Origin of the sequence: Serratia sp. BIGb0163 (genome assembly GCF_024809935.1) — a bacterium.
In the GTDB taxonomy this organism is placed as follows: domain Bacteria; phylum Pseudomonadota; class Gammaproteobacteria; order Enterobacterales; family Enterobacteriaceae; genus Serratia; species Serratia quinivorans.
Window position 1 is genome coordinate 244,470 of sequence record NZ_JANUDZ010000007.1, and the last position, 16,599, is coordinate 261,068.

Genomic DNA, 16,599 nt, shown 5'->3' on the forward strand with positions numbered 1-16,599 from the left:
AAAAAAGGGCGGCCCTGGGGCTGCCCTTTTTTATTGTTTATCAATAATGTGGCGGCGGAGTCTCTTCCGACTGCGAAGCTATCATCGACGTCTGGCTCGAACGCAGTTTATCGGTCAGCACGCGCAGGTGCTCTTGTAATTTCAGCATTTCAAACTGGTGCTGCACCACGATCTGATTGAGCTCTTCGATGGTGACTTCCTGGAAGGCCTGGCGGCTCTCCAGCTCTTCCAGCCGCAGTAACAGGCTGTGGTTATCGGCGTTGTGCATGGTGCTACCTCTGACGCGGTTTAATCCTGAATCTGACGCTATGTTAACAGCTGCCGCCGGCTTTGCGCTGCGCTATTTCACCCCGTTTCATGGGGGCGATAACCGCACGCGTCAGAGCACTGTGTAAAGTGCTGAAAAATAGAGCGCTTACCATGGGCGGATTTGTTACCGTTGGGCGTCGGATGATGGAAAAATCTGATTTATCATACGGGTAGCACATTAAACGAAACTTCTGTTTAAAGCTGGAGTCACACTTTGACTCGATTGGTTACCTGTGTGACTGTTTTGTTTTGTTTCGGACAGCTATAGTAGCCCGGTTATCTTACTTAATGATTGTTTGGGGCATCGCTTCAGACACTGGAGAAATGGATGAAATCTTTGTTTAAAGTCACGCTTCTGGCAACCACCATGGCTTTTGCTTTGAATGCGACCCAGGTTATGGCTGCTGATGCAGCTAAACCAGCAGAAGCGGCTAAAGCTGCCGACGCGGCACCAAGCACTGGCAAGTTCAAGAACGATGACGAGCAAGCGGCTTACGCACTGGGTGCATCCCTGGGCCGTTACATGGACAACTCGCTGAAAGAGCAAGAAAAACTGGGCATCAAACTGGATAAAGACCAGTTGATCTCAGGCGTTCAGGACGCTTTTGCCAACAAGAGCAAGCTGAACGATGCAGATATCGAAAAAACCCTGCAAAGCTTTGAAGCACGCGTGAAGGCTTCCGCTCAGGCGAAGATGGAGCAGGATGCGAAAGATAACGAAGCGAAAGGCACCAAGTACCGTGATACCTTCGCTAAAGAAAAAGGCGTGAAGAAAACCGAGTCTGGCCTGCTGTATCAGGTAGAGAAGCCAGGTACCGGCGCGGCGCCTAAAGACAGCGATACCGTTGTGGTGAACTACAAGGGCACCCTGACCGACGGTACCGAGTTTGACAACTCCTACACCCGTGGTGAGCCACTGTCATTCCGTCTGGACGGTGTGATCCCAGGCTGGACCGAAGGCCTGAAACACATCAAGAAAGGCGGCAAAATCAAGCTGGTTATCCCACCGGCGCTGGCCTACGGTAAAACTGGCGTCCCGGGTATTCCGGCTAACTCCACTCTGGTGTTCGACGTTGAGCTGCTGGATGTGAAAGCCGCGCCGAAAGCGGACGCCAAGGCTGAGAAACCGGCTGACGCAGCGGCTGATGCCAAAGCGCAGTAAGTCTGCCTGAGCCCCACACCGCCGCGAACATTCTTCGCGGCGGTGTTCATTTCAACCTGCCAAATCAGGCGTAACTTTCACTTCCTCCCCCACTGATCGCTTGACGCCTGCCGGGCATCGGGCTTAACGTCAATACCACGCGCAAACGCAAGGACTTTACTCTGGCTGTTTTGCTAGACTAATTATCCGGACTTATAAGTCATGCGCCTGCCCCTTAGGGCGTGTACCTAAAACTGTTCCTGGTCGTCAAGGCCGGCGGACGCACATCGTGCTGTTTCAGACTGATATCAGCCAGCCACCCTGCGTATTCACAAGGGTGTGCCGCCTGTGGAAGGGAACCCGCACGAGCAGTTTTAGCTGCGCCCCCTGGCACAGGCGATCTTTGAGGGTGGTATTTTCGATGTCTAATTCGCTTTTATCCAGCGAAGCCAGCGAACTTGATTTGCTGAACGAACGTCCGTTTACCCAAACGGATCATGAAATTTTGAAGTCTTACGAAGCGGTAGTTGATGGCCTGGCGATGTTGATCGGCGGGCACTGTGAGATCGTGCTGCACGCACTGGAAGATTTGAAATGCTCGGCGGTACGTATTGCCAACGGTGAGCATACCGGGCGGCAAATCGGTTCGCCGATTACCGATCTGGCGCTGCGCATGTTGCACGATATGGCCGGCAATGACAGTAGCGTATCGCAGGCCTATTTTACTCGCGCCAAGAGCGGTGTGCTGATGAAGTCGGTGACTATCGCCATCCGCAATCGCGAGCAGCGAGTGATCGGCCTGCTGTGTATCAACATGAACCTCGACGTGCCTTTCTCGCAGGTGATGCAGACATTTATGCCGCCGGAAACCCAGGAAGTGGCCCCTTCGGTCAACTTTGCGTCCTCCGTTGACGATCTGGTGGCACAAACGCTGGAGTTCACCATCGAAGAAGTTAATGCCGATCGTAACGTCTCCAACAATGCCAAAAATCGTCAGGTGGTGCTGAACCTCTATGAGAAGGGCATTTTTGATATCAAGGATGCGATTAATCAGGTGGCGGATCGTCTGAATATCTCCAAGCACACCGTCTATCTGTATATCCGCCAGTTCAAAAGCGGCGATCTGTTGGGAACTGAACGCTGATGCTGGATTACTGCCTTGTGGTCACCGGTCCGGCGTATGGCACCCAGCAGGCCAGTAGCGCCTATCAGTTTGCTCAGGCTCTATTGGCGAAAGGGCACCGCCTCTCCAGCGTGTTTTTTTACCGTGAAGGGGTGTTGAACGCCAACCAGCTGACGGCGCCTGCCGGTGATGAGTTTGATTTGGTCCGTGGCTGGGTACAATTGGCGCAGCAGCATGGCATCGAGCTCAATGTCTGCGTTGCCGCTGCGTTGCGACGTGGGGTGACCGATGAGCAGGAGGCTGCACAACAGGGGTTGCCCGCGGCAAACCTCCAACCGGGTTTTATCCTCAGCGGGTTGGGCTCACTGGCCGAGGCTGCGCTGAGCAGTGACCGCCTGGTGCAGTTCTGAGAGAATTTATGAAACGAGTTGCTTTTGTTTTTACCCAGGGACCTCACGGCAACGCCGGCGGCAGGGAAGGGCTGGATGCGTTACTGGCCACCTCGGCGCTGAGCGAAGATCTGGGCGTGTTTTTTATCGGTGACGGCGTATTGCAGCTATTGCCGGGGCAGCAACCGGAAAAAATTCTGGCTCGCAATTACATCGCCACCTTTGGTGTACTGCCATTGTATGACGTTGAACGCTGCTATCTGTGCCAGGCATCCTTGCAGGAACGCGGTCTGAGTCAGGTGACTGACTGGGTGCTGGACGCCGAGGTATTGGCACCGGACGCGCTGGGCCAACTATTGGCCGGCTATGATGCGGTGATGACTTTTTAGGAAACCTGATGCTGTATACCCTTAGCCGTTCCCCCACTCAATGCGATTTGCCTGCGCTGCTGCGCCTGACGGCAGCGGGCGACGACCTGCTGCTGCTACAGGATGGTGTGCTGGCCGGCCTGGCCGGTAGTGCGCATCTTGAATTGCTGCTTAATGCCCCCATATCCCTTTATGCACTGCAAGATGACCTGGAAGCCAGAGGCTTGACTGGTCATTTTTCACACAAAATCACTGTCATCGGCTATAATCACTTCGTTGAATTAACCGAAAAGCATCGCAGTCAAATGTCCTGGTGATGAGAGTAATGTTGTATATTTCTTGACACCTCTACTGCTCAGCCATAAAATTCTGCGTCCCGTACTTTGCCTGTAGTGCATACGGGGGGATTTATCACATGTTTACGAAGCAACAAACGAAGCAAAAACCAGGAGCTTTTTAATGGCAACAATTAATCAGCTGGTACGCAAACCACGCTCTGTGAAGGCTGCTAAAAGCAACGTTCCAGCGCTGGAAGCTTGCCCGCAGAAACGTGGCGTATGTACTCGCGTATATACCACCACTCCTAAGAAACCAAACTCCGCACTGCGTAAAGTATGCCGTGTGCGTTTGACTAACGGTTTTGAAGTTACCTCCTACATCGGCGGTGAAGGTCATAACCTGCAGGAACACTCCGTGATCCTGATCCGTGGCGGTCGTGTAAAAGACTTGCCAGGTGTGCGTTACCACACCGTCCGTGGTGCACTTGACTGCTCCGGTGTTAAAGACCGTAAGCAAGCTCGTTCCAAGTACGGCGTGAAGAAGCCAAAGGCTTAATGGTTCTCCGTTAAGTAAGGCCAAACATTTTCACTTTAATGTCAAAATAAACTCGTAGAGTTTTGGACAATCCTGAATTAACAACGGAGTATTTCCATGCCACGTCGTCGCGTAATCGGCCAACGTAAAATCCTTCCAGATCCTAAGTTCGGATCCGAACTGTTGGCCAAATTTGTAAACATCCTGATGGTAGATGGTAAAAAATCTACTGCAGAAGCAATCGTCTATACCGCGCTGGAAACCCTGGCTCAGCGTTCTGGTAAAGATCACCTGGAAGCTTTTGAAGTAGCTCTCGACAACGTTCGCCCGACTGTAGAAGTTAAGTCGCGCCGCGTTGGTGGTTCTACTTATCAGGTACCAGTTGAAGTCCGCCCGGTCCGTCGTAATGCTCTGGCAATGCGCTGGATCGTTGATGCTGCTCGTAAACGCGGTGATAAATCCATGGCTCTGCGCTTGGCGAACGAACTTTCTGATGCAGTTGAGAACAAAGGTTCTGCTGTTAAGAAACGTGAAGACGTTCACCGTATGGCAGAAGCCAACAAGGCGTTCGCCCACTACCGCTGGTAATTGCCACGCAGTAGTTATGCTAACCAAGCGGGCGCTTCAAGAAGCCAACCCGCTTGGGTTAACTGAACTTGAACGCCTAAGGCAATAGAGGAATCAAATGGCTCGTAAAACACCCATTGAGCGCTATCGTAACATCGGTATCAGCGCTCACATCGACGCCGGTAAAACGACCACTACCGAACGTGTTTTGTTCTACACCGGTGTAAACCACAAAATCGGTGAAGTGCACGACGGCGCAGCTACCATGGACTGGATGGAGCAGGAGCAGGAACGTGGTATTACCATCACGTCCGCTGCGACTACCTGTTTCTGGTCTGGTATGGCTAAGCAGTTCGACGCACACCACATCAACATCATCGACACCCCAGGACACGTTGACTTCACCATCGAAGTAGAACGTTCCATGCGTGTTCTTGATGGCGCGGTAATGGTTTACTGTGCAGTTGGTGGCGTTCAGCCACAGTCTGAAACCGTATGGCGTCAGGCTAACAAATATAAAGTTCCACGCATCGCGTTCGTTAACAAAATGGACCGCATGGGTGCTAACTTCCTGAAAGTTGTTGATCAGATTGAAAAACGTCTGGGCGCAACTCCGGTCCCTCTGCAGCTGGCTATCGGCGCAGAAGAGAAATTCACCGGTGTTGTTGACCTGGTGAAAATGAAAGCCATCAACTGGAACGAAGCCGATCAGGGCGTGACCTTCGAATACGAAGAGATCCCGGCTGATATGCAAGAACTGGCTGAAGAATGGCGTCAGAAGCTGGTTGAGTCCGCTGCTGAAGGTTCTGATGAGCTGATGGAGAAATTCTTTGGTGGCGAAGAGCTGACTGAAGAAGAGATCAAAACTTCTCTGCGTAAGCGCGTTCTGAACAACGAAATCATCCTGGTTACCTGTGGTTCTGCGTTTAAAAACAAAGGCGTACAGGCAATGCTGGATGCTGTTGTTGAGTATCTGCCGGCACCAACTGACGTTGCAGCAATCAACGGCATTTTGGATGACGGTAAAGACACTCCAGCAGTTCGTCGTTCTGACGATGCTGAGCCGTTCTCTGCTCTGGCGTTCAAAATCGCTACTGACCCATTCGTGGGTAACCTGACGTTCTTCCGTGTTTACTCCGGTCTTGTTAACTCAGGTGACACTGTATTTAACCCAGTGAAATCTCAGCGTGAACGTCTGGGCCGTATCGTTCAGATGCATGCTAACAAGCGTGAAGAGATCAAAGAAGTTCGCGCAGGCGACATCGCTGCAGCTATCGGTCTGAAAGACGTGACTACCGGTGACACTCTGTGTGATCCGAACAACGTGATCATTCTGGAGCGCATGGAGTTCCCTGAGCCGGTAATCTCCGTTGCAGTTGAACCAAAAACCAAAGCTGACCAGGAAAAAATGGGTCTGGCTCTGGGCCGTCTGGCGAAGGAAGATCCATCATTCCGCGTATGGACTGACGAAGAATCAGGTCAGACTATCATCGCAGGTATGGGTGAACTTCACCTGGACATCCTGGTTGACCGTATGCGTCGTGAATTCAACGTTGAAGCAAACGTGGGCAAACCTCAGGTTGCTTACCGTGAAGCGATTCGTTCGAAAGTTACCGATATCGAAGGTAAACACGCCAAGCAGTCTGGTGGTCGTGGTCAGTATGGTCACGTTGTGATCGACATGTACCCACTGGAGCCGGGCTCAAATCCGAAAGGCTACGAGTTCATCAATGACATTAAAGGTGGTGTAATCCCAACGGAATACATCGGTGCCATTGATAAAGGCCTCCAGGAGCAGCTTAAGTCTGGTCCGCTGGCCGGTTACCCGGTAGTTGATCTCGGTGTGCGTCTGCATTTCGGTTCTTACCACGATGTTGACTCCTCCGAATTGGCGTTTAAACTGGCCGCTTCTATCGCCTTTAAAGATGGCTTTAAGAAAGCGAAACCTGTTTTGCTTGAGCCAATCATGAAGGTTGAAGTTGAAACGCCGGAAGAGAACACTGGTGACGTCATCGGTGACCTTAGCCGTCGTCGTGGTCAACTGAAAGGTCAGGAATCCAACGCTACTGGCGTTCAGATTCACGCTGAAGTTCCGTTGTCCGAGATGTTCGGCTACGCAACTCAACTGCGTTCTCTGACCAAAGGCCGTGCTTCTTACTCCATGGAGTTCCTGAAGTACGATGATGCGCCGAACAACGTCGCTCAGGCCGTTATTGAAGCCCGTGGTAAATAAGCTTTCGGGTTTAACACATTGATCAGTGCTCTCTCCATGAGGGGAGAGCATAAGAGTAAGGAATATAGCCGTGTCTAAAGAAAAATTTGAACGTTCCAAACCGCACGTTAACGTTGGTACTATCGGCCACGTTGACCACGGTAAAACTACCCTGACTGCAGCAATCACCACCGTTCTGGCTAAAACCTACGGCGGTTCTGCACGTGCTTTCGACCAGATCGATAACGCGCCAGAAGAAAAAGCTCGTGGTATCACCATCAACACTTCTCACGTTGAATATGACACCCCAAGCCGTCACTACGCGCACGTTGACTGCCCAGGGCACGCCGACTACGTTAAAAACATGATCACCGGTGCTGCTCAGATGGACGGCGCTATCCTGGTTGTTGCTGCGACTGACGGCCCTATGCCTCAGACCCGTGAGCACATCCTGCTGGGTCGTCAGGTTGGCGTTCCTTTCATCATCGTATTCATGAACAAATGTGACATGGTTGATGATGAAGAGCTGCTGGAACTGGTAGAAATGGAAGTTCGTGAACTTCTGTCTGCTTATGACTTCCCTGGTGATGACCTGCCGGTTGTTCGTGGTTCAGCGCTGAAAGCACTGGAAGGCGAAGCTGAGTGGGAAGCTAAAATCATCGAGCTGGCTGGCTACCTGGATTCTTACATCCCAGAACCAGAGCGTGCTATCGACAAGCCGTTCCTGCTGCCAATCGAAGACGTATTCTCCATCTCCGGCCGTGGTACTGTTGTTACCGGTCGTGTTGAGCGCGGTATCGTTAAAGTTGGCGAAGAAGTTGAAATCGTTGGTATCAAAGACACCGTTAAGTCTACCTGTACTGGCGTTGAAATGTTCCGCAAACTGCTGGACGAAGGCCGTGCTGGTGAGAACGTTGGTGTTCTGCTGCGTGGTATCAAGCGTGAAGACATCGAACGTGGTCAGGTACTGGCTAAACCAGGTTCTATCAAGCCACACACCAAATTCGACTCAGAAGTTTACATCCTGAGCAAAGAAGAAGGTGGTCGTCATACTCCATTCTTCAAAGGCTACCGTCCACAGTTCTACTTCCGTACAACTGACGTGACCGGTACCATCGAACTGCCAGAAGGCGTTGAGATGGTAATGCCTGGCGATAACGTGAACATGGTTGTTACCCTGATTCACCCAATCGCGATGGACGACGGTCTGCGTTTCGCAATCCGTGAAGGCGGCCGTACTGTAGGCGCTGGTGTTGTTGCTAAAGTTATCGCTTAATCGCGAATAATTTTTCGACACAAAAAGAGGGCACTTCGGTGCCCCTTTTTTTATGCAATTTTTCCAAATCTTAATTGAAATAAAAAGCATTCCTATTTAGACTTACAGCATTGGTTAAGAAGTGAGTCCCTCTATGTATGTATGTCTGTGTAATGCCGTGACTGACAAAGCGATCCGCAAGGCCGTGCGTCAGCACAATCCGCATACCATGAAACAACTGCGTGAACTTGTACCTATTGGTACCGATTGTGGAAAGTGCATTCGCCAGGCGAGACAGATTATGGTGGAGGAAAGCGGAACCATTATCCATATGCACGAAGTTGCCTAACTAAAGGTAAGGTTATTTTTTGACTCTTGGCTTTCAGCTTCTACACTTTTAGAACTGGCCAGGAGGAATTACCTATGAAAGGCGATAAAAAGATCATTGCTCACCTCAACAAACTGCTCGGCAACGAGCTGGTTGCCATCAATCAATATTTCCTGCATGCCCGAATGTTCAAGAACTGGGGTTTAACTCGCCTCAATGATAAGGAATACCACGAGTCGATCGACGAAATGAAGCATGCCGATCGTTACATCGAACGTATTTTGTTTCTGGAAGGTATCCCGAACTTGCAGGACCTCGGCAAGTTGAATATTGGCGAAGATATTGAAGAAATGTTGCGTTCAGATCTGACTCTGGAGTTGGACGGTGCCAAGGGGCTGCGTGAAGCTATAGCTTACGCCGATTCCATCCATGACTACGTCAGCCGTGATTTGATGATAGAGATCCTGGCAGATGAGGAAGAGCATATCGACTGGCTGGAAACAGAACTTGATTTGATCGACCGCCTGGGTATTCAGAACTACGCACAAGCCCAACTTTAGCAATGTAAAAGCTGTTTCTCCCACTTAACAACAATGCTTCCCTGCCGGCATGTTTTATCTCCGGCAGGGTAGGGGGAGCAGCCTCAACGTCCCACTAATTTCCTCGCAAGCCAATGCCCACAGCTTACCGAATCGTCATCCAAGACCTAAAACTGTATTAAATGTCGATATCCTGAGCATATTTCCATCTGCGCCTTGCTTCTCGCTCTGTTTTGCGTATAATGCGCGGGCTTACCTAATCTTGGTAAGCCTGATTTTAGCGAATCAGTCGATAGGCAAGTTTGTTTTGCCCTTCGAACAATACTCCCGATATGGGGGTTATATGTTGACGATTACACTCCCCCATCAATCGAAATGGGTGTGAGGAGTAATTATTTACGTTTATAAATAATTGGAGCTCTGGTCTCATGCAGAACCAAAGAATCCGTATCCGCCTGAAAGCGTTTGATCATCGTCTTATCGATCAATCAACCGCGGAAATCGTCGAGACTGCTAAGCGCACTGGTGCGCAAGTCCGTGGTCCGATCCCGCTGCCAACTCGCAAAGAGCGCTTTACCGTTCTGATCTCTCCGCACGTTAACAAAGACGCGCGTGATCAGTACGAAATTCGCACTCACAAGCGTCTGGTTGACATCGTTGAGCCAACCGAGAAAACCGTTGATGCTCTGATGCGTCTGGATCTGGCTGCTGGTGTAGACGTGCAGATCAGCCTGGGTTAATCAGGTCATTGAGCGATTGAGAGGTTGAAACAATGATTGGTTTAGTCGGTAAGAAATTGGGCATGACTCGTATCTTCACTGAAGATGGCGTTTCTATCCCAGTAACCGTGATTGAAATTGAAGCGAACCGCGTGACTCAGGTCAAAGACTTGGCTAACGACGGGTACCGTGCTGTGCAGGTTACTACCGGTAGCAAAAAAGCTAACCGCGTAACCAAGCCGGAAGCGGGCCATTTCGCTAAAGCTGGCGTTGAAGCTGGCCGTGGTCTGTGGGAATTCCGCACTGCTGAAGGTGAAGAATTTACTGCAGGTCAAAACATCAGCGTAGAAATCTTCGCTGAGGTTAAAAAAGTCGATGTTACCGGTACTTCTAAAGGTAAAGGTTTTGCTGGCACTGTAAAGCGCTGGAACTTCCGTACCCAAGACGCTACCCACGGTAACTCCTTGTCTCACCGCGTTCCGGGTTCTATCGGTCAGAACCAGACTCCGGGCAAAGTGTTCAAAGGCAAGAAAATGGCTGGCCACCTGGGTGACGAGCGTGTAACCGTTCAAAGCCTGGACGTAGTACGTGTTGACGCTGAGCGCAACCTGCTGCTGGTTAAGGGTGCTGTACCGGGCGCAACCGGTGGCAACCTGATCGTTAAACCAGCTGTGAAGGCGTAAGGGGATAGCAATGGAATTAGTATTGAAAGACGCGCAAAGCGCGCTGACTGTTTCCGAAACTACCTTCGGTCGTGACTTTAACGAAGCGCTGGTACACCAGGTTGTTGTTGCTTATGCAGCAGGTGCCCGTCAAGGTACTCGTGCTCAGAAGACCCGTGCTGAAGTAACTGGTTCCGGTAAAAAACCGTGGCGCCAGAAAGGTACCGGCCGTGCGCGTTCAGGTTCTGTAAAGAGCCCGATCTGGCGTTCAGGTGGCGTGACCTTTGCTGCGAAGCCTCAGGACCACAGTCAGAAAGTAAACAAAAAGATGTACCGCGGCGCGCTGAAAAGCATCCTGTCCGAACTGGTACGTCAAGATCGTCTGATCATTGTCGAGAAGTTCTCTGTAGAAGCGCCTAAAACTAAGCTGCTGGCACAGAAACTGAAAGATATGGCTCTGGAAGATGTGCTGATCGTAACCGGCGAACTGGATGAGAATCTGTTCCTGGCTGCTCGCAACCTGTACAAGGTTGACGTGCGCGATGTAGCAGGTATCGACCCGGTTAGCCTGATCGCCTTCGACAAAGTGGTTATGACTGCTGATGCTGTGAAGCAAGTTGAGGAGATGCTGGCATGATCCGTGAAGAACGTCTGCTGAAAGTGCTGCGTGCACCGCACGTATCTGAAAAAGCATCCGCTGCGATGGAAAAAACTAACACCATCGTTCTCAAAGTTGCCAAAGACGCGACCAAAGCAGAAATTAAAGCTGCAGTGCAGAAACTGTTTGAAGTCGAAGTCGAAGACGTTAACACCCTGGTAGTTAAAGGGAAAGTGAAGCGTCACGGTCAGCGTGTTGGTCGTCGTAGCGACTGGAAAAAAGCTTACGTCACCCTGAAAGAAGGCCAGAATCTGGACTTCATCGGCGGCGCAGAGTAAGTCGGAGGAGTAAGAACAATGGCAATTGTTAAATGTAAACCTACATCTCCGGGTCGTCGCCACGTTGTTAAAGTGGTTAACCCTGAGCTGCACAAGGGTAAACCTCATGCCCCGCTGCTTGAGAAACTGAGCAAAAGCGGTGGCCGTAACAACAATGGCCGTATCACCACCCGTCATATCGGTGGTGGCCACAAGCAACATTATCGTCTGGTTGACTTCAAACGCAACAAAGACGGTGTGGCTGCAGTGGTTGAGCGTCTGGAGTACGATCCGAACCGTTCCGCGAACATCGCGCTGGTTCTGTACAAAGACGGCGAACGCCGTTATATCCTGGCGCCGAAAGGTCTGAAAGCTGGTGACCAGATCCAATCTGGCGTTGATGCTGCAATCAAGGTAGGTAACGCCCTGCCAATGCGCAACATCCCAGTGGGTTCAACGGTTCATAACGTAGAAATGAAACCAGGTAAAGGCGGTCAAATCGCTCGCTCTGCTGGTGCCTACGTTCAGATCGTTGCACGTGATGGTTCCTACGTAACTCTGCGTCTGCGCTCAGGCGAAATGCGTAAAGTTCCAGTTGATTGCCGCGCCACCCTGGGTGAAGTCGGTAACGCTGAACATATGCTTCGCGTTCTGGGTAAAGCAGGTGCTGCACGTTGGCGTGGTATTCGTCCTACCGTTCGCGGTACGGCGATGAACCCGGTAGATCACCCGCACGGTGGTGGTGAGGGTAAAAACTTTGGTAAACACCCAGTAACACCATGGGGCGTTCAGACCAAAGGTAAGAAAACCCGCAGCAACAAGCGTACTGATAAGTTCATCGTACGTCGCCGTAGCAAAAAATAATTAGAGGATAAGCCATGCCACGTTCTCTCAAGAAAGGTCCTTTTATTGACCTGCACTTGCTGAAGAAGGTAGAGAAAGCGGTGGAAAGCGGTGACAAGAAGCCTTTGCGCACTTGGTCCCGTCGTTCAACGATCTTTCCTAACATGATCGGTTTGACCATCGCTGTCCATAATGGTCGTCAGCACGTACCAGTGTTCGTTTCCGATGAAATGGTCGGTCACAAACTGGGTGAATTCGCGCCGACTCGCACTTATCGCGGCCATGCGGCTGATAAAAAAGCTAAAAAGCGCTAAGGTAGGAGGAAGAGATGGAAACTATCGCTAAACATCGCCACGCTCGTTCTTCTGCACAGAAGGTCCGCCTTGTTGCAGACCTGATCCGCGGTAAGAAAGTGTCGCAAGCTCTGGAAACTCTGGCCTACACCAACAAGAAAGCTGCTGGTCTGGTTAAGAAAGTGCTGGAGTCTGCCATTGCTAACGCAGAACACAACGATGGCGCTGACATCGATGATCTGAAAGTCACGAAAATCTTCGTAGACGAAGGCCCAAGCATGAAGCGCATTATGCCGCGTGCAAAAGGTCGTGCAGATCGCATCCTGAAGCGCACCAGCCACATTACTGTGGTTGTGTCCGATCGCTGAGACTCTGGAGACTAGCAATGGGTCAGAAAGTACATCCTAATGGTATTCGCCTGGGTATTGTCAAACCTTGGAACTCTACTTGGTATGCGAATACCAAAGAATTCGCTGACAACCTGGACAGCGACTTTAAAGTTCGCCAATTCCTGATTAAGGAACTGGCGAAAGCTTCCGTTTCTCGCATCGTTATCGAGCGTCCTGCGAAGAGCATCCGTGTGACTATTCACACTGCTCGTCCAGGCATCGTTATCGGCAAGAAAGGTGAAGATGTCGAAAAACTGCGTAAGGTCGTAGCGAACATCGCTGGCGTTCCTGCGCAAATTAACATCGCCGAAGTCCGTAAACCGGAACTTGACGCTAAATTGGTTGCTGACAGCATCACTTCACAGTTGGAACGTCGCGTTATGTTCCGTCGTGCTATGAAGCGTGCTGTACAGAACGCAATGCGTCTTGGCGCTAAAGGTATCAAAGTTGAAGTAAGCGGCCGCCTTGGCGGTGCTGAAATCGCGCGTACCGAATGGTACCGTGAAGGTCGTGTTCCGTTGCATACACTGCGTGCGGATATCGATTACAACACATCTGAAGCGCACACCACTTATGGTGTAATCGGCGTTAAGGTATGGATCTTCAAAGGTGAGATCCTGGGTGGTATGGCTGCAGTTGAACAACCGGAACCGGCTGCTCAACCTAAAAAGCAGCAGCGTAAAGGCCGCAAGTAAGGAGAGTCGCTGATGTTACAACCAAAGCGTACAAAATTCCGTAAGATGCACAAAGGCCGCAACCGTGGTCTGGCGCAGGGTACGGATGTTAGCTTCGGCACTTTCGGTCTGAAAGCTGTTGGCCGTGGCCGTCTGACTGCTCGTCAAATCGAAGCAGCTCGTCGTGCAATGACTCGTGCAGTTAAGCGTCAAGGTAAAATTTGGATCCGTGTATTCCCGGACAAACCAATTACCGAGAAGCCGCTCGAAGTGCGTATGGGTAAAGGTAAGGGTAACGTGGAATATTGGGTTGCCCTGATCCAACCTGGGAAAGTCCTGTACGAAATGGACGGTGTACCAGAAGAGGTCGCCCGTGAGGCATTCAAGCTGGCTGCAGCTAAATTGCCGATCAAAACCACCTTTGTAACTAAGACGGTGATGTAATGAAAGCACAAGAGCTGCGTGAAAAAAGCGTTGAAGAGCTGAACACTGAGCTGCTCAACCTGCTGCGTGAGCAATTTAACTTGCGCATGCAGGCGGCAAGTGGCCAGCTGCAACAAACTCACCTGTTGAAACAAGTGCGTCGTAATGTCGCACGCGTTAAGACTTTACTGACTGAAAAGGCGGGTGTGTAAATGACTGATATTAACCGTACTCTGCAGGGTCGTGTTATTAGTGACAAAATGGAGAAATCCATGGTTGTTGCTATCGAGCGCACGGTGAAGCACCCGATCTACGGGAAATTCATCAAGCGTACGACCAAGCTGCACGTACATGACGAGAACAACGAATGTGGTATCGGTGACGTGGTAGAAATCCGCGAATGCCGTCCACTGTCCAAGACTAAGTCCTGGACGTTGGTTCGCGTTGTAGAGAAAGCGATTCTGTAATAGAGTAGCTGGCTCTAACTTATAAACGGCTCAGAAAATGAGCCGTTTATTTTTTCTACCCATACTCTGGAAGCGGTGTTATAATGCTGCGCCCTTGGTTATGGGGCTTTTCAACGATCTAGTAATAGGTCCTAAAGTTGTAGTTGACATTAGCGGAGCACTAACATGATCCAAGAACAGACTATGCTGACCGTGGCCGACAACTCCGGTGCACGTCGCGTAATGTGTATCAAGGTTCTAGGTGGCTCGCACCGTCGCTACGCAGGCATTGGCGATGTCATCAAAATTACCATCAAGGAAGCAATTCCTCGCGGTAAGGTGAAGAAAGGCGATGTGCTGAAGGCGGTAGTGGTGCGCACCAAGAAGGGTGTACGTCGCCCGGACGGTTCTGTCATTCGCTTCGATGGTAATGCATGCGTTATTTTAAACAATAACAGCGAGCAACCTATCGGTACGCGTATTTTTGGGCCGGTAACTCGTGAACTGCGTAATGAGAAGTTCATGAAAATTATCTCTCTGGCACCAGAAGTACTCTAAGGAGCGAAACATGGCAGCGAAAATCCGTCGTGATGACGAAATTATCGTGCTTACCGGGAAAGACAAAGGTAAACGCGGTAAAGTAAAAAATGTCCTGTCTGCTGGTAAGGTCATTGTTGAAGGTATCAACCTGGTTAAGAAACATCAGAAGCCGGTCCCGGCCCTGAACCAACCAGGTGGCATTGTTGAAAAAGAAGCTGCAATTCAAGTTTCTAACATTGCTCTCTTCAACGCGGCTACCGGTAAGGCTGACCGTGTAGGCTTTAGATTCGAAGACGGGAAAAAAGTCCGTTTCTTCAAATCTAACAGCGAAACTATCAAGTAATTTGGAGTAATACGATGGCGAAACTGCATGATTACTACAAAGACGAGGTAGTCAAACAACTGATGTCTCAGTTTGATTACAACTCTGTCATGCAAGTCCCTCGGGTCGAGAAGATCACCCTGAATATGGGTGTTGGTGAAGCGATCGCTGACAAGAAACTGCTGGATAATGCAGCAGCGGATCTGGCAGCAATCTCCGGTCAAAAGCCGTTCATCACCAAAGCACGCAAATCTGTTGCAGGCTTCAAAATCCGCCAGGGCTATCCGATCGGCTGTAAAGTAACTCTGCGTGGCGAACGCATGTGGGAGTTCTTTGAGCGACTGATTTCCATTGCTGTTCCACGTATCCGTGACTTCCGTGGCTTGTCCGCTAAGTCATTCGATGGCCGTGGTAACTACAGCATGGGTGTGCGTGAGCAAATCATCTTCCCAGAAATCGACTACGACAAAGTCGATCGCGTTCGTGGTTTGGATATTACCATTACCACTACTGCGAAATCTGATGATGAAGGCCGCGCGCTGTTGGCTGCTTTTAACTTCCCGTTCCGTAAGTAAGGCAGGGTTACTGATGGCTAAGCAATCAATGAAAGCACGCGAAGTCGTTCGCGTGAAACTGGCTGAAAAGTACCGCGCTAAACGCGAGGAACTGAAGGCTATCATTTCTGGTGTGAACTCTTCCGACGAAGATCGTTGGGATGCTGTTCTCAAGCTGCAAACTCTGCCGCGTGATTCCAGCCCGTCTCGTCAGCGTAAACGCTGCCGCCAAACTGGCCGTCCACATGGTTATGTGGGCAAATTCGGGTTGAGCCGTATCAAGTTACGTGAAGCCGCTATGCGCGGTGAAGTACCAGGCTTGAAAAAGGCTAGCTGGTAATTACCAATTGAATCACGGGAGTAAAGACAGATGAGCATGCAAGATCCGATCGCGGATATGCTGACCCGTATCCGTAACGGTCAAGCCGCGAACAAAGTTGCGGTCACCATGCCTTCCTCCAAGCTGAAAGTGGCAATTGCCAACCTGCTGAAGGAAGAAGGTTTTATTGAAGATTTCAAAATCGAAGGCGACACCAAGCCTGTTCTGGAACTGGTACTGAAGTACTTCCAGGGCAAGGCAGTGGTAGAAAGCATTCAACGAATTAGCCGTCCTGGTCTGCGCATCTACAAGAAAAAAGATGCACTGCCAAAAGTTATGGCTGGTTTGGGTATTGCTGTTATTTCTACCTCTAAAGGTGTTATGACCGATCGTGCAGCTCGCCAAGCAGGTCTTGGTGGCGAGATTATCTGCTACGTAGCTTAATTCGGGAGGAAA

Annotated in this window: 28 protein-coding genes; 27 read left to right on the forward strand and 1 reads right to left on the reverse strand. The window is 50.5% G+C overall.

Annotated features, from left to right (window positions below; genetic code table 11):
* Window positions 1-40: 40 nt before the first annotated feature.
* Window positions 41-268, reverse strand: a complete 228-nt coding sequence (locus M2406_RS21410; RefSeq protein WP_012147235.1) for a SlyX family protein — start codon at window positions 266-268, stop codon at window positions 41-43.
* A gap of 369 nt (window positions 269-637) precedes the next feature.
* Here M2406_RS21410 and fkpA point away from each other — a divergent pair, with 369 nt between their 5' ends.
* From fkpA to rpsH, 27 genes are all read left to right on the forward strand, one after another.
* Window positions 638-1,471 carry an FKBP-type peptidyl-prolyl cis-trans isomerase gene (fkpA, locus tag M2406_RS21415; protein WP_012147234.1) on the forward strand — a complete coding sequence of 278 codons (834 nt, stop codon included), beginning with the start codon at window positions 638-640 and terminating at the stop codon, window positions 1,469-1,471.
* A gap of 400 nt (window positions 1,472-1,871) precedes the next feature.
* The gene (locus M2406_RS21420; protein ID WP_012147233.1) at window positions 1,872-2,594 is read left to right on the forward strand and encodes a transcriptional regulator; all 723 of its coding nucleotides are present in this window, start codon (window positions 1,872-1,874) and stop codon (window positions 2,592-2,594) included.
* Window positions 2,594-2,983 carry a sulfurtransferase complex subunit TusD gene (gene tusD, locus M2406_RS21425; RefSeq protein ID WP_017894253.1) on the forward strand — a complete coding sequence of 130 codons (390 nt, stop codon included), beginning with the start codon at window positions 2,594-2,596 and terminating at the stop codon, window positions 2,981-2,983. Before M2406_RS21420 ends, tusD begins: the two co-directional genes overlap by 1 nt.
* An 8-nt stretch (window positions 2,984-2,991) precedes the next feature.
* Window positions 2,992-3,351, forward strand: a complete 360-nt coding sequence (tusC, locus tag M2406_RS21430; protein ID WP_012147231.1) for a sulfurtransferase complex subunit TusC — start codon at window positions 2,992-2,994, stop codon at window positions 3,349-3,351.
* A gap of 8 nt (window positions 3,352-3,359) precedes the next feature.
* Window positions 3,360-3,647, forward strand: coding sequence for a sulfurtransferase complex subunit TusB (tusB, locus tag M2406_RS21435; RefSeq protein ID WP_012147230.1), 288 nt, complete (start codon window positions 3,360-3,362; stop codon window positions 3,645-3,647).
* A gap of 142 nt (window positions 3,648-3,789) precedes the next feature.
* Window positions 3,790-4,164, forward strand: a complete 375-nt coding sequence (rpsL, locus tag M2406_RS21440; protein ID WP_004930426.1) for a 30S ribosomal protein S12 — start codon at window positions 3,790-3,792, stop codon at window positions 4,162-4,164.
* A gap of 96 nt (window positions 4,165-4,260) precedes the next feature.
* On the forward strand, window positions 4,261-4,731 hold the full coding sequence (gene rpsG / locus M2406_RS21445; RefSeq protein ID WP_012147229.1) for a 30S ribosomal protein S7: 471 nt from the start codon (window positions 4,261-4,263) through the stop codon (window positions 4,729-4,731).
* A gap of 97 nt (window positions 4,732-4,828) precedes the next feature.
* The gene (gene fusA, locus M2406_RS21450) at window positions 4,829-6,943 is read left to right on the forward strand and encodes an elongation factor G (RefSeq protein WP_012147228.1); all 2,115 of its coding nucleotides are present in this window, start codon (window positions 4,829-4,831) and stop codon (window positions 6,941-6,943) included.
* A 70-nt stretch (window positions 6,944-7,013) separates the two neighbouring features.
* On the forward strand, window positions 7,014-8,198 hold the full coding sequence (gene tuf / locus M2406_RS21455) for an elongation factor Tu (RefSeq protein ID WP_012147227.1): 1,185 nt from the start codon (window positions 7,014-7,016) through the stop codon (window positions 8,196-8,198).
* Between the two features lie 133 nt (window positions 8,199-8,331).
* Window positions 8,332-8,526, forward strand: a complete 195-nt coding sequence (gene bfd, locus M2406_RS21460; protein WP_017894251.1) for a bacterioferritin-associated ferredoxin — start codon at window positions 8,332-8,334, stop codon at window positions 8,524-8,526.
* A gap of 74 nt (window positions 8,527-8,600) precedes the next feature.
* On the forward strand, window positions 8,601-9,065 hold the full coding sequence (bfr, locus tag M2406_RS21465; protein ID WP_017894250.1) for a bacterioferritin: 465 nt from the start codon (window positions 8,601-8,603) through the stop codon (window positions 9,063-9,065).
* 407 nt (window positions 9,066-9,472) lie between these two features.
* The gene (gene rpsJ / locus M2406_RS21470; RefSeq protein WP_001181005.1) at window positions 9,473-9,784 is read left to right on the forward strand and encodes a 30S ribosomal protein S10; all 312 of its coding nucleotides are present in this window, start codon (window positions 9,473-9,475) and stop codon (window positions 9,782-9,784) included.
* A 32-nt stretch (window positions 9,785-9,816) separates the two neighbouring features.
* The gene (gene rplC / locus M2406_RS21475) at window positions 9,817-10,446 is read left to right on the forward strand and encodes a 50S ribosomal protein L3 (protein WP_012147224.1); all 630 of its coding nucleotides are present in this window, start codon (window positions 9,817-9,819) and stop codon (window positions 10,444-10,446) included.
* Between the two features lie 10 nt (window positions 10,447-10,456).
* Complete coding sequence (gene rplD / locus M2406_RS21480) at window positions 10,457-11,062, forward strand: 50S ribosomal protein L4 (protein WP_012147223.1); 606 nt, start codon at window positions 10,457-10,459, stop codon at window positions 11,060-11,062.
* Window positions 11,059-11,361, forward strand: a complete 303-nt coding sequence (gene rplW / locus M2406_RS21485) for a 50S ribosomal protein L23 (RefSeq protein ID WP_012147222.1) — start codon at window positions 11,059-11,061, stop codon at window positions 11,359-11,361. Before rplD ends, rplW begins: the two co-directional genes overlap by 4 nt.
* 18 nt (window positions 11,362-11,379) lie before the next feature.
* Window positions 11,380-12,204 carry a 50S ribosomal protein L2 gene (gene rplB / locus M2406_RS21490; RefSeq protein WP_012147221.1) on the forward strand — a complete coding sequence of 275 codons (825 nt, stop codon included), beginning with the start codon at window positions 11,380-11,382 and terminating at the stop codon, window positions 12,202-12,204.
* A 14-nt stretch (window positions 12,205-12,218) separates the two neighbouring features.
* Entirely contained in the window at window positions 12,219-12,497 is a 279-nt protein-coding gene (gene rpsS, locus M2406_RS21495) for a 30S ribosomal protein S19 (RefSeq protein ID WP_004929772.1), read from the forward strand.
* A gap of 14 nt (window positions 12,498-12,511) precedes the next feature.
* Window positions 12,512-12,844: a 50S ribosomal protein L22 gene (rplV, locus tag M2406_RS21500; RefSeq protein ID WP_004391423.1), complete on the forward strand. Its 333-nt coding sequence runs from the start codon at window positions 12,512-12,514 to the stop codon at window positions 12,842-12,844.
* Between the two features lie 17 nt (window positions 12,845-12,861).
* Complete coding sequence (rpsC, locus tag M2406_RS21505; protein WP_012147220.1) at window positions 12,862-13,560, forward strand: 30S ribosomal protein S3; 699 nt, start codon at window positions 12,862-12,864, stop codon at window positions 13,558-13,560.
* A gap of 12 nt (window positions 13,561-13,572) precedes the next feature.
* Complete coding sequence (gene rplP, locus M2406_RS21510; RefSeq protein ID WP_004951171.1) at window positions 13,573-13,983, forward strand: 50S ribosomal protein L16; 411 nt, start codon at window positions 13,573-13,575, stop codon at window positions 13,981-13,983.
* Window positions 13,983-14,174: a 50S ribosomal protein L29 gene (rpmC, locus tag M2406_RS21515; RefSeq protein ID WP_004951169.1), complete on the forward strand. Its 192-nt coding sequence runs from the start codon at window positions 13,983-13,985 to the stop codon at window positions 14,172-14,174. The genes rplP and rpmC overlap by 1 nt, the downstream gene beginning before the upstream one ends.
* A complete protein-coding gene (gene rpsQ, locus M2406_RS21520) occupies window positions 14,175-14,429 on the forward strand; it encodes a 30S ribosomal protein S17 (RefSeq protein ID WP_012147219.1) in 255 nt (84 codons plus the stop codon). It abuts the gene before it with no gap.
* Between the two features lie 165 nt (window positions 14,430-14,594).
* Window positions 14,595-14,966, forward strand: a complete 372-nt coding sequence (gene rplN / locus M2406_RS21525) for a 50S ribosomal protein L14 (protein ID WP_004951161.1) — start codon at window positions 14,595-14,597, stop codon at window positions 14,964-14,966.
* A gap of 10 nt (window positions 14,967-14,976) precedes the next feature.
* The gene (gene rplX / locus M2406_RS21530) at window positions 14,977-15,291 is read left to right on the forward strand and encodes a 50S ribosomal protein L24 (protein WP_004951158.1); all 315 of its coding nucleotides are present in this window, start codon (window positions 14,977-14,979) and stop codon (window positions 15,289-15,291) included.
* A 14-nt stretch (window positions 15,292-15,305) separates the two neighbouring features.
* The gene (gene rplE, locus M2406_RS21535) at window positions 15,306-15,845 is read left to right on the forward strand and encodes a 50S ribosomal protein L5 (RefSeq protein ID WP_004951155.1); all 540 of its coding nucleotides are present in this window, start codon (window positions 15,306-15,308) and stop codon (window positions 15,843-15,845) included.
* A 13-nt stretch (window positions 15,846-15,858) separates the two neighbouring features.
* On the forward strand, window positions 15,859-16,164 hold the full coding sequence (gene rpsN, locus M2406_RS21540; protein ID WP_012147218.1) for a 30S ribosomal protein S14: 306 nt from the start codon (window positions 15,859-15,861) through the stop codon (window positions 16,162-16,164).
* Between the two features lie 30 nt (window positions 16,165-16,194).
* On the forward strand, window positions 16,195-16,587 hold the full coding sequence (gene rpsH / locus M2406_RS21545; RefSeq protein WP_004951149.1) for a 30S ribosomal protein S8: 393 nt from the start codon (window positions 16,195-16,197) through the stop codon (window positions 16,585-16,587).
* Window positions 16,588-16,599: the final 12 nt, after the last annotated feature.

Excerpts from the sequence above, each read along its gene's own strand:
- rpsL (WP_004930426.1), top strand. The coding sequence starts at position 3,790 with ATGGCAACAATTAATCAGCTGGTACGCAAACCACGCTCTGTGAAGGCT.
- bfd (WP_017894251.1), top strand. The coding sequence starts at position 8,332 with ATGTATGTATGTCTGTGTAATGCCGTGACTGACAAAGCGATCCGCAAG.
- rpsH (WP_004951149.1), top strand. The coding sequence starts at position 16,195 with ATGAGCATGCAAGATCCGATCGCGGATATGCTGACCCGTATCCGTAAC.
- tusD (WP_017894253.1), top strand. The coding sequence starts at position 2,594 with ATGCTGGATTACTGCCTTGTGGTCACCGGTCCGGCGTATGGCACCCAG.
- rpsJ (WP_001181005.1), top strand. The coding sequence starts at position 9,473 with ATGCAGAACCAAAGAATCCGTATCCGCCTGAAAGCGTTTGATCATCGT.
- fusA (WP_012147228.1), top strand. The coding sequence starts at position 4,829 with ATGGCTCGTAAAACACCCATTGAGCGCTATCGTAACATCGGTATCAGC.
- M2406_RS21420 (WP_012147233.1), top strand. The coding sequence starts at position 1,872 with ATGTCTAATTCGCTTTTATCCAGCGAAGCCAGCGAACTTGATTTGCTG.
- rplE (WP_004951155.1), top strand. The coding sequence starts at position 15,306 with ATGGCGAAACTGCATGATTACTACAAAGACGAGGTAGTCAAACAACTG.
- rpsN (WP_012147218.1), top strand. The coding sequence starts at position 15,859 with ATGGCTAAGCAATCAATGAAAGCACGCGAAGTCGTTCGCGTGAAACTG.
- rpsS (WP_004929772.1), top strand. The coding sequence starts at position 12,219 with ATGCCACGTTCTCTCAAGAAAGGTCCTTTTATTGACCTGCACTTGCTG.
- rplX (WP_004951158.1), top strand. The coding sequence starts at position 14,977 with ATGGCAGCGAAAATCCGTCGTGATGACGAAATTATCGTGCTTACCGGG.
- rplP (WP_004951171.1), top strand. The coding sequence starts at position 13,573 with ATGTTACAACCAAAGCGTACAAAATTCCGTAAGATGCACAAAGGCCGC.
- fkpA (WP_012147234.1), top strand. The coding sequence starts at position 638 with ATGAAATCTTTGTTTAAAGTCACGCTTCTGGCAACCACCATGGCTTTT.
- rplB (WP_012147221.1), top strand. The coding sequence starts at position 11,380 with ATGGCAATTGTTAAATGTAAACCTACATCTCCGGGTCGTCGCCACGTT.
- rplD (WP_012147223.1), top strand. The coding sequence starts at position 10,457 with ATGGAATTAGTATTGAAAGACGCGCAAAGCGCGCTGACTGTTTCCGAA.
- rpsQ (WP_012147219.1), top strand. The coding sequence starts at position 14,175 with ATGACTGATATTAACCGTACTCTGCAGGGTCGTGTTATTAGTGACAAA.
- tusB (WP_012147230.1), top strand. The coding sequence starts at position 3,360 with ATGCTGTATACCCTTAGCCGTTCCCCCACTCAATGCGATTTGCCTGCG.
- rpmC (WP_004951169.1), top strand. The coding sequence starts at position 13,983 with ATGAAAGCACAAGAGCTGCGTGAAAAAAGCGTTGAAGAGCTGAACACT.
- tusC (WP_012147231.1), top strand. The coding sequence starts at position 2,992 with ATGAAACGAGTTGCTTTTGTTTTTACCCAGGGACCTCACGGCAACGCC.
- rplN (WP_004951161.1), top strand. The coding sequence starts at position 14,595 with ATGATCCAAGAACAGACTATGCTGACCGTGGCCGACAACTCCGGTGCA.
- rplV (WP_004391423.1), top strand. The coding sequence starts at position 12,512 with ATGGAAACTATCGCTAAACATCGCCACGCTCGTTCTTCTGCACAGAAG.
- bfr (WP_017894250.1), top strand. The coding sequence starts at position 8,601 with ATGAAAGGCGATAAAAAGATCATTGCTCACCTCAACAAACTGCTCGGC.
- rpsG (WP_012147229.1), top strand. The coding sequence starts at position 4,261 with ATGCCACGTCGTCGCGTAATCGGCCAACGTAAAATCCTTCCAGATCCT.
- rplC (WP_012147224.1), top strand. The coding sequence starts at position 9,817 with ATGATTGGTTTAGTCGGTAAGAAATTGGGCATGACTCGTATCTTCACT.
- M2406_RS21410 (WP_012147235.1), bottom strand. The coding sequence starts at position 268 with ATGCACAACGCCGATAACCACAGCCTGTTACTGCGGCTGGAAGAGCTG.
- rpsC (WP_012147220.1), top strand. The coding sequence starts at position 12,862 with ATGGGTCAGAAAGTACATCCTAATGGTATTCGCCTGGGTATTGTCAAA.
- rplW (WP_012147222.1), top strand. The coding sequence starts at position 11,059 with ATGATCCGTGAAGAACGTCTGCTGAAAGTGCTGCGTGCACCGCACGTA.